11 protein-coding genes are annotated in these 13880 nt (G+C 55.4%); all 11 read left to right on the top strand.

Annotated elements, in window-relative coordinates:
• Positions 1 to 10 precede the first annotated feature (10 nt).
• Genes ftsI through ftsA form a run of 11 tightly spaced genes read left to right on the top strand, consistent with a single transcriptional unit; the run spans position 11 to position 13843 of the window.
• On the top strand, positions 11 to 1777 hold the full coding sequence (gene ftsI / locus OGY15_RS21650) for a peptidoglycan glycosyltransferase FtsI (protein WP_151224550.1): 1767 nt from the start codon (positions 11 to 13) through the stop codon (positions 1775 to 1777).
• Entirely contained in the window at positions 1764 to 3251 is a 1488-nt protein-coding gene (gene murE, locus OGY15_RS21645; protein WP_286541048.1) for a UDP-N-acetylmuramoyl-L-alanyl-D-glutamate--2,6-diaminopimelate ligase, read from the top strand. Before ftsI ends, murE begins: the two co-directional genes overlap by 14 nt.
• Positions 3248 to 4606 carry a UDP-N-acetylmuramoyl-tripeptide--D-alanyl-D-alanine ligase gene (gene murF, locus OGY15_RS21640; protein WP_187259103.1) on the top strand — a complete coding sequence of 453 codons (1359 nt, stop codon included), beginning with the start codon at positions 3248 to 3250 and terminating at the stop codon, positions 4604 to 4606. Before murE ends, murF begins: the two co-directional genes overlap by 4 nt.
• Entirely contained in the window at positions 4600 to 5682 is a 1083-nt protein-coding gene (mraY, locus tag OGY15_RS21635; protein ID WP_045439803.1) for a phospho-N-acetylmuramoyl-pentapeptide-transferase, read from the top strand. Before murF ends, mraY begins: the two co-directional genes overlap by 7 nt.
• A gap of 2 nt (positions 5683 to 5684) precedes the next feature.
• Entirely contained in the window at positions 5685 to 7001 is a 1317-nt protein-coding gene (gene murD / locus OGY15_RS21630) for a UDP-N-acetylmuramoyl-L-alanine--D-glutamate ligase (RefSeq protein WP_151216738.1), read from the top strand.
• Entirely contained in the window at positions 7001 to 8245 is a 1245-nt protein-coding gene (gene ftsW / locus OGY15_RS21625) for a cell division protein FtsW (RefSeq protein WP_149691212.1), read from the top strand. The genes murD and ftsW overlap by 1 nt, the downstream gene beginning before the upstream one ends.
• Positions 8242 to 9309: an undecaprenyldiphospho-muramoylpentapeptide beta-N-acetylglucosaminyltransferase gene (gene murG / locus OGY15_RS21620; RefSeq protein ID WP_151216740.1), complete on the top strand. Its 1068-nt coding sequence runs from the start codon at positions 8242 to 8244 to the stop codon at positions 9307 to 9309. The genes ftsW and murG overlap by 4 nt, the downstream gene beginning before the upstream one ends.
• 51 nt (positions 9310 to 9360) lie before the next feature.
• The gene (gene murC / locus OGY15_RS21615) at positions 9361 to 10836 is read left to right on the top strand and encodes a UDP-N-acetylmuramate--L-alanine ligase (protein ID WP_151216741.1); all 1476 of its coding nucleotides are present in this window, start codon (positions 9361 to 9363) and stop codon (positions 10834 to 10836) included.
• Complete coding sequence (locus OGY15_RS21610; RefSeq protein ID WP_187253720.1) at positions 10829 to 11749, top strand: D-alanine--D-alanine ligase; 921 nt, start codon at positions 10829 to 10831, stop codon at positions 11747 to 11749. The genes murC and OGY15_RS21610 overlap by 8 nt, the downstream gene beginning before the upstream one ends.
• 1 nt (position 11750) lies before the next feature.
• Entirely contained in the window at positions 11751 to 12584 is an 834-nt protein-coding gene (gene ftsQ / locus OGY15_RS21605) for a cell division protein FtsQ (RefSeq protein WP_003018758.1), read from the top strand.
• A complete protein-coding gene (gene ftsA / locus OGY15_RS21600; RefSeq protein ID WP_003018755.1) occupies positions 12581 to 13843 on the top strand; it encodes a cell division protein FtsA in 1263 nt (420 codons plus the stop codon). Before ftsQ ends, ftsA begins: the two co-directional genes overlap by 4 nt.
• Positions 13844 to 13880 lie beyond the last annotated feature (37 nt).

Here is a 13880-nt window from a genome sequence, read left to right as displayed (position 1 = left end):
AACGCGACGCATGAAAGCAGCGGCAAAAACGCACAAACCAAAACGCCAGGAAGAACAAGCCAACTTTATCAGTTGGCGTTTTGCGTTACTGTGCGGCTGTATTTTGCTGGCACTGGGTTTTCTGCTGGGGCGCGTTGCCTGGCTGCAAATCATCGCGCCGGACATGCTGGTACGTCAGGGCGATATGCGCTCTCTGCGCGTCCAGGAAGTGTCCACCTCGCGCGGAATGATTACCGACCGTTCAGGACGTCCGCTGGCGGTGAGCGTACCGGTGAAGGCGATTTGGGCCGATCCGAAAGAGGTGCATGATGCAGGCGGCGTGAGCGTTGGCGAGCGCTGGCGAGCGCTGTCGACGGCCCTGAATATCCCGCTTGATCAACTGGCTTCCCGCATTAACGCCAACCCGAAAGGACGCTTTATCTATCTGGCACGTCAGGTAAACCCTGACATGGCTGACTACATCAAAAAACTCAAGCTGCCAGGGATTCACCTGCGTGAAGAGTCCCGCCGTTACTATCCTTCCGGAGAAGTGACCGCTCACCTCATCGGTTTTACTAACGTCGACAGTCAGGGGATTGAAGGCGTTGAGAAAAGCTTCGACAAATGGCTCACCGGACAACCGGGTGAGCGTATTGTACGTAAAGACCGTTATGGCCGCGTCATTGAGGATATTTCCTCTACCGACAGCCAGGCGGCGCATAACCTTGCGCTGAGTATTGATGAGCGTTTACAGGCGCTGGTCTACCGTGAACTGAATAACGCTGTGGCCTTTAACAAGGCGGAATCAGGCAGCGCGGTGCTGGTGGATGTAAATACTGGTGAAGTGCTGGCGATGGCGAACAGCCCGTCTTACAACCCAAACAATCTCACCGGTACGCCAAAAGACGCTATGCGCAACCGTACCATTACCGACGTGTTTGAACCGGGTTCTACCGTTAAGCCGATGGTGGTGATGACGGCGCTGCAGCGTGGCGTTGTACGCGAAAACACCGTGCTCAACACTATCCCTTACCGAATTAATGGCCACGAAATCAAAGACGTGGCGCGTTATAGCGAATTGACCCTCACCGGGGTTTTGCAGAAGTCGAGTAACGTCGGTGTTTCCAAGCTGGCGTTAGCGATGCCGTCCTCAGCGTTAGTAGACACTTACTCACGTTTTGGGCTGGGAAAAGCGACCAATTTGGGGTTGGTCGGAGAACGCAGTGGCTTATATCCTCAAAAACAACGGTGGTCTGACATAGAGAGGGCCACCTTCTCTTTCGGCTACGGGCTGATGGTAACGCCGTTACAGTTAGCGCGAGTCTACGCAACGATCGGCAGCTATGGCGTTTATCGCCCGCTGTCGATTACCAAAGTTGATCCTCCCGTTCCGGGCGAGCGTATCTTCCCGGAAGCGACCGTACGCACCGTGGTGCACATGATGGAAAGCGTGGCGCTGCCCGGTGGCGGCGGCGTGAAGGCGGCGATTAAAGGCTATCGTATCGCCATTAAAACCGGTACGGCGAAAAAAGTAGGGCCGGATGGCCGCTACATCAACAAATACATTGCTTATACCGCAGGCGTTGCGCCTGCGAGTCAGCCGCGCTTCGCGCTGGTTGTTGTTATCAACGATCCGCAGGCGGGTAAATACTACGGTGGCGCCGTTTCCGCGCCGGTCTTTGGTGCCATCATGGGCGGCGTTCTGCGCACCATGAACATCGAGCCGGATGCGCTGACAACGGGCGATAAAAATGAATTTGTGAATAATCAAGGCGAGGCAACAGGTGGCAGATCGTAATTTGCGCGACCTTCTTGCTCCATGGGTGCCGGGTGCACCGGAGCGAGCACTGCGGGAGATGACGCTCGACAGCCGTGTGGCTGCATCAGGCGATCTCTTTGTCGCAGTATTGGGTCATCAGGCGGACGGGCGTCGGTATATCCCGCAGGCGATAGCGCAAGGTGTGGCTGCCATTATTGCAGAAGCAAAAGATGAAGCTGCTGACGGTGAAATCCGCGAAATGCACGGTGTACCGGTTATCTATCTGAGCCAGCTTAACGAACGCTTATCTGCACTGGCAGGCCGTTTTTACCACGAGCCTTCTGAGAAAATGCGTCTGGTCGGCGTGACCGGGACGAACGGTAAAACCACCACCACCCAATTGCTGGCACAGTGGAGCCAACTGCTTGGTGAAACCAGCGCGGTAATGGGCACGGTAGGCAATGGCCTGTTGGGTAAAGTGATCCCAACGGAAAACACCACCGGTTCAGCCGTTGATGTCCAGCATGTGCTGGCAGGGCTGGTTGCGCAGGGTGCCACGGTGGGCGCGATGGAAGTCTCCTCGCACGGTCTGGTGCAACATCGTGTGGCGGCGCTGAAGTTTGCCGCCTCGGTATTCACCAACCTGAGCCGCGATCATCTGGATTACCACGGCGATATGGAGCACTACGAAGCCGCGAAATGGCTGCTGTATTCCACGCACCATTGCGGTCAGGCTATTGTCAATGCGGATGATGAAGTCGGTCGTCGCTGGCTGGCAAAATTGCCGGATGCGGTTGCTGTGTCGATGGAAGGCCATATCAACCCGAACTGTCACGGTCGTTGGTTAAAAGCGATTGACGTGGATTATCACGACAGCGGCGCGACGATTCGATTTTCCTCCTCATGGGGCGACGGCGAAATTGAAAGCCGCCTGATGGGGGCGTTTAACGTCAGCAATCTGCTGCTGGCGCTGGCAACGCTGCTGGCGCTGGGGTATCCGTTAGCTGATTTACTGAAAACGGCGGCACAATTACAGCCGGTTTGCGGGCGCATGGAAGTGTTCAGCGCACCGGGTAAAACCACCGTGGTGGTTGATTACGCCCATACGCCAGATGCGCTGGAAAAAGCGCTGCAGGCAGCGCGTTTGCACTGCACTGGCAAACTGTGGTGCGTCTTTGGCTGCGGCGGGGATCGCGATAAAGGCAAACGTCCGTTGATGGGCGCAATTGCCGAGCAGTTTGCAGATGTTGTTGTGGTGACCGATGACAACCCGCGTACCGAAGAGCCGCGCGCCATTATTAACGATATTCTGGCGGGGATGCTGGATGCCGGGCAGGCGAAGGTGATGGAAGGTCGCGCAGAAGCGGTGACAAACGCCATTATGCAGGCGAAGGAAAACGACGTGGTGCTGGTGGCCGGGAAAGGTCACGAAGACTACCAGATCGTCGGCGCACAGCGCCTTGACTATTCTGACCGCGTAACGACAGCGCGCCTGCTGGGGGTAATCGCATGATTAGCGTAACGCTCAGCCAACTGGCTGAGATCCTCCGTGGCGAACTGAAAGGGGCCGATCTGACCCTTGATGCGGTGACAACCGATACGCGTAAAGTGACGCCAGGCTGCCTGTTTGTGGCACTGAAAGGCGAACGTTTTGACGCTCATGATTTTGCCGACAAGGCACAAGAGAGCGGGGCGGGCGCGCTGTTGGTCAGCCGTCCTCTGGACACCGATCTGCCGCAGTTGATTGTTAACGATACGCGTCTGGCGTTTGGTGAACTGGCAGCGTGGGTACGCGCCCAGGTTCCGGCGCGTGTTGTCGCGTTGACCGGCTCTTCTGGTAAAACGTCAGTCAAAGAGATGACGGCCTCCATTTTGAGTAAGTGTGGCAACACGTTATATACCGCGGGAAACCTGAATAACGACATCGGCGTTCCGATGACGCTGCTGCGCTTAAACAACGATTACGACTATGCCGTGATTGAGCTCGGCGCCAATCATCAGGGTGAAATCGCCTGGACCGTTGGCCTGACTCGCCCGGAAGCCGCGCTGGTGAACAACCTTGCCGCCGCGCATCTGGAAGGTTTCGGCTCTCTGGCGGGCGTAGCGAAGGCAAAAGGTGAGATTTTTACCGGCCTGTCAGCGAACGGTATCGCCATTATGAATGCCGACAACAACGACTGGCTGAACTGGCAGAACATTATCGGCAATCGCAAAGTCTGGCGTTTTTCGCCGAATGCGGCTAACAGCGACTTTTCGGCGGCCAACGTACATGTGACCTCACACGGCACGGAATTTACGCTGCAAACGCCAACCGGAAGCATTGATGTTCTGCTACCGCTGCCGGGTCGCCATAACATTGCTAACGCCCTGGCGGCGGCGGCGCTCGCTATGGCGGTAGGCGCGACACACGATGCGATCAAAGCGGGTCTGAAGGATTTGCAAGCGGTACCGGGGCGTCTGTTCCCGATTCAACTGGCAGAAAACCAACTGCTGCTGGACGACTCCTATAACGCTAACGTCGGATCCATGACCGCAGCGGTACAGGTGCTGTCTGAAATGCCAGGCTATCGCGTGCTGGTGGTTGGCGATATGGCAGAGCTTGGCGCGGAAAGCGAAGCATGTCACGTGCAGGTGGGTATCGCTGCGAAGGCGGCGGGTATCGACCGTGTGCTGAGTACAGGGAAACTGAGTCAGGCAATTAGCCATGCCAGCGGCGTTGGTGAGCATTTTGCGGATAAAACCGCGCTGACCGCGCATCTTAAAGCATTGATTGCAGAACATCAGGTCATGACGATTTTAGTGAAGGGTTCACGTAGTGCCGCCATGGAAGAGGTAGTACGCGCATTACAGGAGAATGGGACATGTTAGTTTGGCTGGCCGAACATTTGGTCAAATATTATTCCGGCTTTAACGTCTTTTCCTATCTGACGTTTCGCGCCATCGTCAGCCTGCTGACCGCGCTGTTCATCTCTTTGTGGATGGGCCCGCGCATGATCGCCCGCTTGCAAAAAATGTCCTTCGGACAGGTCGTGCGTAACGACGGTCCGGAATCGCACTTCAGTAAACGCGGTACGCCTACCATGGGCGGGATTATGATCCTCACCGCAATTGTTATCTCTGTTCTGTTGTGGGCATACCCGTCGAACCCGTACGTCTGGTGCGTGCTGGTGGTTCTGATCGGTTACGGCATTATCGGTTTTGTCGATGACTACCGCAAAGTAGTACGCAAAGACACCAAAGGCCTGATTGCGCGCTGGAAATATTTCTGGATGTCGGTGATTGCGCTGGGCGTGGCCTTTGCGCTGTATCTGGCCGGTAAAGATACTCCGGCGACCGAGTTGGTGGTGCCGTTCTTTAAAGACGTGATGCCGCAACTGGGTCTGTTCTATGTTCTGCTGGCGTACTTCGTGATTGTGGGGACCGGCAACGCGGTCAATCTCACCGACGGTCTGGATGGCCTTGCCATTATGCCGACTGTGTTCGTCGCAGCAGGCTTTGCGCTGGTGGCGTGGGCGACCGGTAACATGAACTTCGCCAGCTATCTGCACATTCCCTATTTACGTCATGCGGGTGAGCTGGTGATCGTCTGTACGGCGATTGTCGGCGCGGGCCTGGGCTTCCTGTGGTTTAACACCTATCCGGCGCAGGTCTTTATGGGCGACGTCGGATCGCTGGCGCTGGGCGGCGCGCTGGGCATTATTGCCGTGCTGCTGCGTCAGGAGTTCCTGCTGGTGATCATGGGCGGCGTATTTGTTGTAGAAACGCTGTCGGTCATTCTGCAGGTTGGCTCATTTAAGCTGCGCGGACAGCGCATCTTCCGTATGGCGCCGATTCACCACCACTATGAACTGAAGGGCTGGCCGGAACCGCGCGTCATTGTGCGCTTCTGGATTATTTCGCTGATGCTGGTGCTGATTGGCCTGGCAACGCTGAAGGTACGTTAATCATGGCTGATTACCAGGGTAAAAAAGTCGTCATTATCGGTCTGGGGTTGACCGGACTGTCCTGCGTGGATTTCTTCCTGGCGCGTGGCGTGACGCCGCGCGTGATGGATACCCGTGCGACGCCGCCTGGTCTGGATAAATTACCGGAAGCGGTTGAGCGTCATGTTGGTAGCCTGAATGATGACTGGCTGCTGGCTGCCGATCTCATCGTCGCCAGCCCTGGTATTGCCCTGGCGCACCCTTCGTTGAGCGCTGCTGCTGATGCCGGGATTGAAATTGTTGGCGACATTGAGCTGTTTTGTCGCGAAGCTCAGGCGCCGATCGTCGCGATCACCGGGTCCAACGGGAAAAGTACCGTCACTACGCTGGTCGGCGAGATGGCGAAAGCTGCCGGTGTGAATGTGGGGGTTGGCGGTAATATTGGCCTGCCTGCGCTGATGCTGCTGGACGACGAACGCGAGCTGTATGTTCTCGAGCTGTCGAGCTTCCAACTGGAAACAACCTCCAGTTTACAGGCCGTGGCGGCCACCATTTTGAACGTCACCGAAGATCATATGGACAGGTATCCGTTTGGCCTGCAGCAGTACCGTGCGGCCAAACTGCGCGTCTATGAGAACGCGAAAGTATGTGTGGTCAACGCCGATGATGCGCTGACCATGCCGATTCGCGGGGCGGATGAGCGCTGCGTGAGCTTTGGCGTCAATATGGGGGACTATCACCTGAATCGTCAGCAGGGCGAAACCTGGCTGCGGGTGAAAGGGGAAAAAGTCCTCAACGTGAAAGAGATGACGCTTTCAGGTCAGCATAACTATACCAACGCCCTGGCTGCGCTGGCGCTGGCGGATGCCGCAGGTTTACCACGGGCGTCGAGTCTGAAAGCGCTGACCACCTTTACCGGTCTGGCGCACCGTTTTCAGTTGGTGCTGAACCATAACGGCGTACGCTGGATTAACGATTCTAAAGCCACCAACGTCGGCAGCACTGAAGCCGCACTGAATGGCCTGCACGTTGACGGCACGCTGCATCTGCTGCTGGGCGGCGACGGGAAATCCGCTGACTTTATGCCGCTGCAGCGTTACCTGACCGGCAATAACATTCGTCTGTACTGCTTTGGCCGCGATGGCGCGCAACTCGCCGCTCTGCGACCTGAGATTGCGGAACAAACTGAAACTATGGAGCAGGCTATGCGTCTGCTTGCGCCGCGCGTGAAGTCGGGCGATATGGTGCTGCTGTCGCCAGCCTGCGCCAGCCTCGATCAGTTCAAGAACTTTGAGCAACGCGGTGATGTCTTTGCCCGTCTGGCGAAGGAGTTGGGTTGATGCGCTTATCTCTCCCTCGTCTGAGACTGCCGCGCTTACCAGGACTGGGTGTCCTGGCGTGGATCTTCGCGGCGCTTAAAGGCTGGGTGATGGCTTCGCGTGATAAAGACGCCGACAGCCTGATCATGTATGACCGCATGCTGCTGTGGCTAACCTTTGGTTTGGCGGCTATCGGCTTCGTGATGGTGACATCGGCATCGATGCCCGTAGGGCAACGCCTGGCGGGTGATCCTTTCCTGTTTGCTAAGCGTGACGCGTTGTACATCTTCCTCGCGTTTTGTCTGGCGATGGTGACGCTGCGTCTGCCGATGGAGTTCTGGCAAAAGTACAGTACGACGATGCTGATAGCCTCAATCATCATGCTGCTGATCGTGCTGGTGGTGGGTAGCTCCGTTAACGGGGCGTCGCGCTGGATTGCGTTGGGTCCGCTGCGTATTCAGCCAGCAGAATTTACCAAGCTGTCGCTGTTCTGTTATCTCGCCAATTACCTGGTGCGTAAAGTGGATGAGGTGCGTAACAACCTGCGCGGCTTCTTAAAACCGATGGGCGTGATCCTGGTGCTGGCTATTTTACTGCTGGCGCAGCCTGACCTTGGTACGGTGGTGGTGCTGTTTGTTACTACTTTGGCGATGCTGTTTCTCGCCGGCGCGAAACTGTGGCAGTTCATCGCCATCATCGGCATGGGGATTTCGGCGGTCGTACTGCTGATCCTTGCCGAGCCGTATCGTATTCGCCGCGTAACTTCTTTCTGGAACCCGTGGGAAGATCCGTTCGGCAGCGGTTACCAGCTGACACAATCTCTGATGGCTTTTGGTCGCGGTGAGGTTTGGGGACAAGGCTTAGGTAATTCAGTACAAAAACTGGAGTATTTACCGGAAGCGCACACCGACTTCATCTTCGCCATCATTGGGGAGGAGCTGGGTTATATCGGTGTGGTATTGGCACTTTTAATGGTATTCTTCGTCGCTTTTCGCGCGATGTCGATTGGTCGTAAAGCGCTGGAAATTGATCACCGTTTTTCAGGCTTTTTAGCCTGCTCCATCGGGATCTGGTTTAGCTTCCAGGCGCTGGTAAATGTCGGTGCGGCGGCAGGTATGCTGCCAACCAAAGGTCTGACGTTGCCGCTGATCAGTTATGGTGGTTCCAGTTTGTTGATTATGTCGACGGCCATCATGTTTTTGTTACGTATTGATTATGAAACGCGTCTGGAAAAAGCCCAGGCGTTTACACGAGGTGCACGATGAGTGGTCAACCGAAGCGGTTAATGGTGATGGCGGGCGGTACCGGCGGGCATGTGTTCCCGGGGCTGGCGGTCGCGCACCATTTAATGGCGCAGGGCTGGCAGGTTCGTTGGCTGGGCACCGCCGATCGTATGGAAGCGGACTTAGTGCCGAAACATGGCATTGAAATTGACTTTATTCGCATCTCCGGTTTGCGTGGCAAAGGCGTTAACGCACTGCTTGCCGCGCCCGTGCGTATTTTTAATGCCTGGCGTCAGGCGCGCGCCATCATGAAGCAGTTTAAGCCTGATGTGGTGCTGGGTATGGGCGGCTACGTGTCTGGCCCTGGCGGTCTGGCGGCCTGGTCATTAGGCATTCCGGTGGTTCTGCATGAGCAGAACGGCATTGCTGGATTAACCAACAAATGGCTGGCGAAGATTGCAACGAAGGTGATGCAAGCCTTTCCTGGCGCATTCCCAAATGCGGATGTGGTGGGCAACCCGGTACGTACTGACGTGCTGGCGCTGCCATTACCTGAAGCGCGTCTGGCTGGACGTGAAGGTCCGGTTCGCGTGCTAGTCGTCGGTGGTTCTCAGGGCGCACGCGTGCTTAACCAGACGATGCCGCAGGTTGCCGCCAGGCTTGGTGATGCGGTGACTATCTGGCATCAGAGCGGTAAAGGTGCGCAGCAAACCGTTGAGCAGGCTTATGTCGACGCGGGACAACCGCAACACAAGGTCACTGAGTTTATTGATGATATGGCGGCAGCTTACGCGTGGGCGGATGTCGTGGTCTGTCGCTCAGGTGCGCTGACGGTGAGCGAAATTGCCGCCGCAGGTTTGCCTGCGCTGTTTGTACCGTTCCAGCACAAAGACAGACAGCAATACTGGAATGCGCTGCCGCTGGAGAAAGCGGGCGCGGCCAAAATTCTTGAGCAGCCGCAGTTTACTGTGGATGCCGTCGCCAGCACCCTTGCCGGGTGGTCGCGAGAAACCTTATTAACCATGGCAGAACGTGCGCGCGCCGCATCCATACCGGATGCCACAGAGCGTGTTGCAAACGAAGTGAGCCGGGCTGCCCGGGCGTAATTGTGGTGATGCCTTTTGCATCGCATGAACTAAGAAGTTAATGGCTAAAGAATGAATACACAACAACTGGCAAAACTGCGTTCCATCGTGCCCGAAATGCGTCGCGTTCGGCACATTCACTTTGTCGGCATCGGTGGTGCTGGTATGGGCGGTATTGCCGAAGTTTTGGCCAATGAAGGTTATCAGATCAGCGGTTCTGACTTAGCGCCGAATCCGGTGACGCAGCAGTTGACGAATCTGGGCGCCACGATTTTCTTTAATCACCGCCCGGAAAACGTGCGTGATGCGAGCGTGGTGGTGGTATCCAGCGCTATTTCTGCAGATAACCCGGAAATTGTTGCGGCGCATGAAGCGCGCATTCCGGTGATCCGTCGTGCTGAAATGCTGGCGGAGTTAATGCGTTTTCGTCACGGTATCGCCATTGCCGGGACGCACGGTAAAACCACGACCACGGCGATGGTCTCCAGCATCTATGCGGAAGCGGGTCTGGATCCGACTTTCGTCAACGGTGGTCTGGTGAAAGCAGCAGGCGTCCATGCGCGTCTGGGTCATAGCCGTTATTTGATTGCCGAAGCGGATGAGAGCGACGCATCATTCCTGCATTTGCAGCCGATGGTGGCGATTGTCACCAATATCGAAGCTGACCATATGGATACCTACCATGGCGACTTCGAAAATTTAAAGCAGACGTTTATAAATTTCCTGCATAACTTGCCGTTTTATGGTCGTGCGGTGATGTGTGTTGACGATCCGGTGATCCGCGAACTGTTACCGCGAGTCGGCCGTCAAACCACAACCTATGGTTTTAGCGACGATGCCGATGTGCGCGTTGAAGATTACCAGCAGATCGGCCCACAAGGGCACTTTACGCTGCTGCGCCAGGGGATGGCTGATTTACGCGTTACGTTAAACGCGCCGGGTCGCCACAATGCCCTGAATGCGGCGGCGGCGGTGGCGGTCGCGACAGAAGAAGGTATTGAAGACGAGGCTATTTTACGTGCGCTGGAAAGTTTCCAGGGGACCGGGCGTCGTTTTGACTTCCTCGGTGAATTCCCGCTTGAGCCGGTGAACGGTAAAACCGGGACTGCGATGCTGGTTGATGATTATGGTCATCACCCAACGGAAGTTGACGCCACGATCAAAGCTGCGCGCGCGGGCTGGCCGGACAAAAATTTGGTGATGCTGTTCCAGCCGCACCGGTTCACACGTACGCGCGATTTATACGACGACTTTGCCAACGTGCTGACCCAGGTCGATGCGCTGCTGATGCTGGATGTGTATGCCGCAGGCGAAGCCGCGATTCCGGGTGCTGACAGCCGCTCGCTGTGCCGTACGATTCGCAGTCGCGGTAAGATCGATCCGATTCTGGTCTCCGATCCGGCCCTGGCGGCTGAAATGTTGGCCCCCGTATTAACCGGCAACGATCTGATTTTGGTGCAAGGCGCTGGAAATATCGGCAAAATCGCGCGTTCCTTAGCTGAAATCAAACTGAAGCCGCAAAACCCGGAGGAAGGACAACATGGCTGATAAAATCGCGGTCCTGTTAGGGGGAACCTCCGCAGAGCGTGAAGTATCGCTGAATTCCGGCGCGGCCGTGCTGGCTGGGTTACGTGAAGGTGGTGTGGATGCCCATCCGATTGACCCAAAAGAGGTTGATGTCACTCTTCTGAAATCAATGGGTTTTCAGAAGGCGTTTATTGCGCTGCATGGTCGTGGTGGTGAAGATGGCACGTTGCAGGGCATGCTGGAGCTGATTGGCCTGCCGTATACTGGCAGCGGCGTCATGGCTTCCGCGATTTCGATGGACAAACTGCGCAGCAAGTTGCTGTGGCAGGGCGCAGGTTTACCCGTCGCACCTTGGGTTGCGCTGACCCGCGCTGAGTTCGAAAAAGGTCTTAGCGATGAAGTGGTTACAAAAATTTCTGCGTTAGGCCTGCCGCTAATTGTGAAGCCAAGCCGTGAAGGCTCTAGCGTAGGGATGTCAAAAGTTGAAGAAGAAAATGCTTTGCATGGTGCATTAGCATTGGCTTTTCAGCATGATGAAGAAGTACTGATTGAAAAATGGCTCAGTGGCCCGGAATTTACAGTTGCGATGCTCGGCGAAGAAATTTTACCGTCAATACGTATCCAACCCGCGGGAACCTTCTATGATTATGAGGCGAAGTATCTCTCTGATGAGACACAATATTTCTGCCCAGCAGGTCTGGAAGTCGAACAAGAGGCCCGTTTGCAGGAATTAGTCCTGAAAGCATGGACCGCATTGGGCTGTAAAGGTTGGGGCCGTATTGACGTCATGCTGGACAGCGATGACCAGTTTTATCTGCTGGAAGCCAATACCTCTCCGGGTATGACCAGCCACAGCCTGGTGCCGATGGCGGCGCGTCAGGCGGGTTTGAGCTTCTCGCAGTTGGTGGTACGAATTCTGGAGTTGGCGGACTGATATGTCGCAGGCTGCGCTGAACACACGAAACGGTGATGAAGAAGAAGTAAACTCCTCACGCCGCAATAATGGAACGCGTCTTGCAGGAATACTGTTTCTGTTGACAGTGCTGTGCACCGTGTTTGTCAGCGGCTGGGTAGTATTGGGATGGATGGAAGATGCGCAGCGTTTGCCATTGTCAAAACTGGTGTTAACCGGTGAACGGCATTACACGCGCAATGACGATATCCGTCAGTCCATCCTGGCGCTGGGCGCTCCGGGAACCTTTATGACTCAGGATGTGAACATCATCCAGAGCCAGATTGAACGTCTCCCCTGGATCAAACAGGCGAGCGTCAGAAAGCAATGGCCTGATGAATTGAAGATTCATCTGGTTGAATATGTGCCAATAGCGCGTTGGAATGACCAACATATGGTGGATGCCGAAGGAAATACGTTCAGCGTCCCAACCGGTCGGGCCAATAAGCAGGTATTACCCATGTTGTACGGGCCGGAAGGCAGCGCGAGTGAAGTGTTGCAAGGGTTCCGTGATATGGGGCAGGTGCTGGCTAAGGATAGATTCACCCTGAAGGAAGCGGCAATGACCGCTCGTCGTTCCTGGCAGTTGACGCTGAATAACGATATTAAGCTGAATCTGGGCAGGGGCGATACGATAAAACGTTTGGCTCGCTTTGTGGAACTCTACCCGGTTTTACAGCAGCAGGCGCAAACCGATGGCAAACGGATTAGCTACGTTGATTTGCGTTATGACTCAGGAGCGGCAGTAGGCTGGGTTCCCTTGCCTCCTGAGGAATCTAATCAGCAACAGAATCAGGCACAGGCAGAACAACAATGATCAAGGCGACGGACAGAAAACTGGTAGTTGGACTGGAGATTGGCACCGCGAAGGTAGCCGCTTTAGTAGGGGAAGTTCTGCCCGACGGTATGGTCAATATCATTGGCGTGGGCAGTTGCCCATCGCGAGGTATGGATAAAGGCGGGGTGAACGACCTTGAGTCTGTGGTGAAGTGCGTACAGCGCGCCATTGACCAGGCTGAACTGATGGCAGATTGCCAGATCTCCTCTGTGTATCTGGCGCTTTCCGGTAAACACATTAGCTGTCAGAATGAAATTGGTATGGTGCCCATTTCCGAAGAGGAAGTGACGCAGGAAGATGTGGAAAACGTGGTTCATACGGCAAAGTCCGTACGTGTTCGCGATGAACATCGCGTTCTGCACGTTATTCCGCAGGAATACGCCATTGACTACCAGGAAGGTATCAAAAATCCGGTCGGTCTTTCCGGCGTGCGTATGCAGGCAAAAGTCCACCTTATAACCTGCCACAACGACATGGCGAAGAACATCGTCAAAGCTGTTGAACGTTGTGGTCTGAAAGTTGACCAACTGATTTTTGCCGGGTTGGCAGCCAGTTATTCCGTCTTGACGGAAGATGAACGTGAGCTGGGTGTCTGCGTGGTCGATATTGGTGGTGGTACAATGGACATCGCCGTTTATACTGGCGGGGCGTTGCGCCACACTAAAGTTATCCCTTATGCAGGGAATGTCGTGACCAGCGATATCGCGTATGCCTTTGGTACGCCGCCAAGCGATGCCGAAGCCATCAAAGTGCGTCATGGTTGCGCACTGGGTTCCATCGTGGGTAAAGACGAGAGCGTTGAAGTGCCAAGCGTGGGGGGGCGTCCACCGCGTAGCCTGCAACGTCAGACTTTGGCAGAGGTCATTGAGCCGCGTTATACCGAGCTGCTCAACCTGGTCAACGAAGAAATTTTGCAATTACAAGAACAGCTTCGTCAGCAGGGTGTGAAACATCATCTGGCGGCGGGGATTGTGTTAACCGGCGGTGCTGCGCAAATTGAAGGCCTTGCGGCCTGCGCACAACGTGTGTTCCATACGCAAGTGCGTATTGGCGCACCGCTGAATATTACCGGTCTGACGGATTATGCTCAGGAGCCGTATTATTCAACGGCGGTGGGGCTGCTTCATTACGGGAAAGAATCCCATTTGAGTGGTGAGGCTGAAGTAGAAAAACGCGTAACGGCATCAGTTGGCTCGTGGATCAAACGACTCAATAGCTGGCTGAGAAAAGAGTTTTAATTTTTAAAGAGACCGACGCACATTAACGGTCTCAGGC

Origin of the sequence: Citrobacter sp. Cu231 (genome assembly GCF_030332265.1) — a bacterium.
Lineage (GTDB): Bacteria > Pseudomonadota > Gammaproteobacteria > Enterobacterales > Enterobacteriaceae > Citrobacter > Citrobacter meridianamericanus.
The sequence above is the reverse complement of the archived record's forward strand: the minus strand, read 5'-3'. Positions and strand labels throughout refer to the sequence as shown.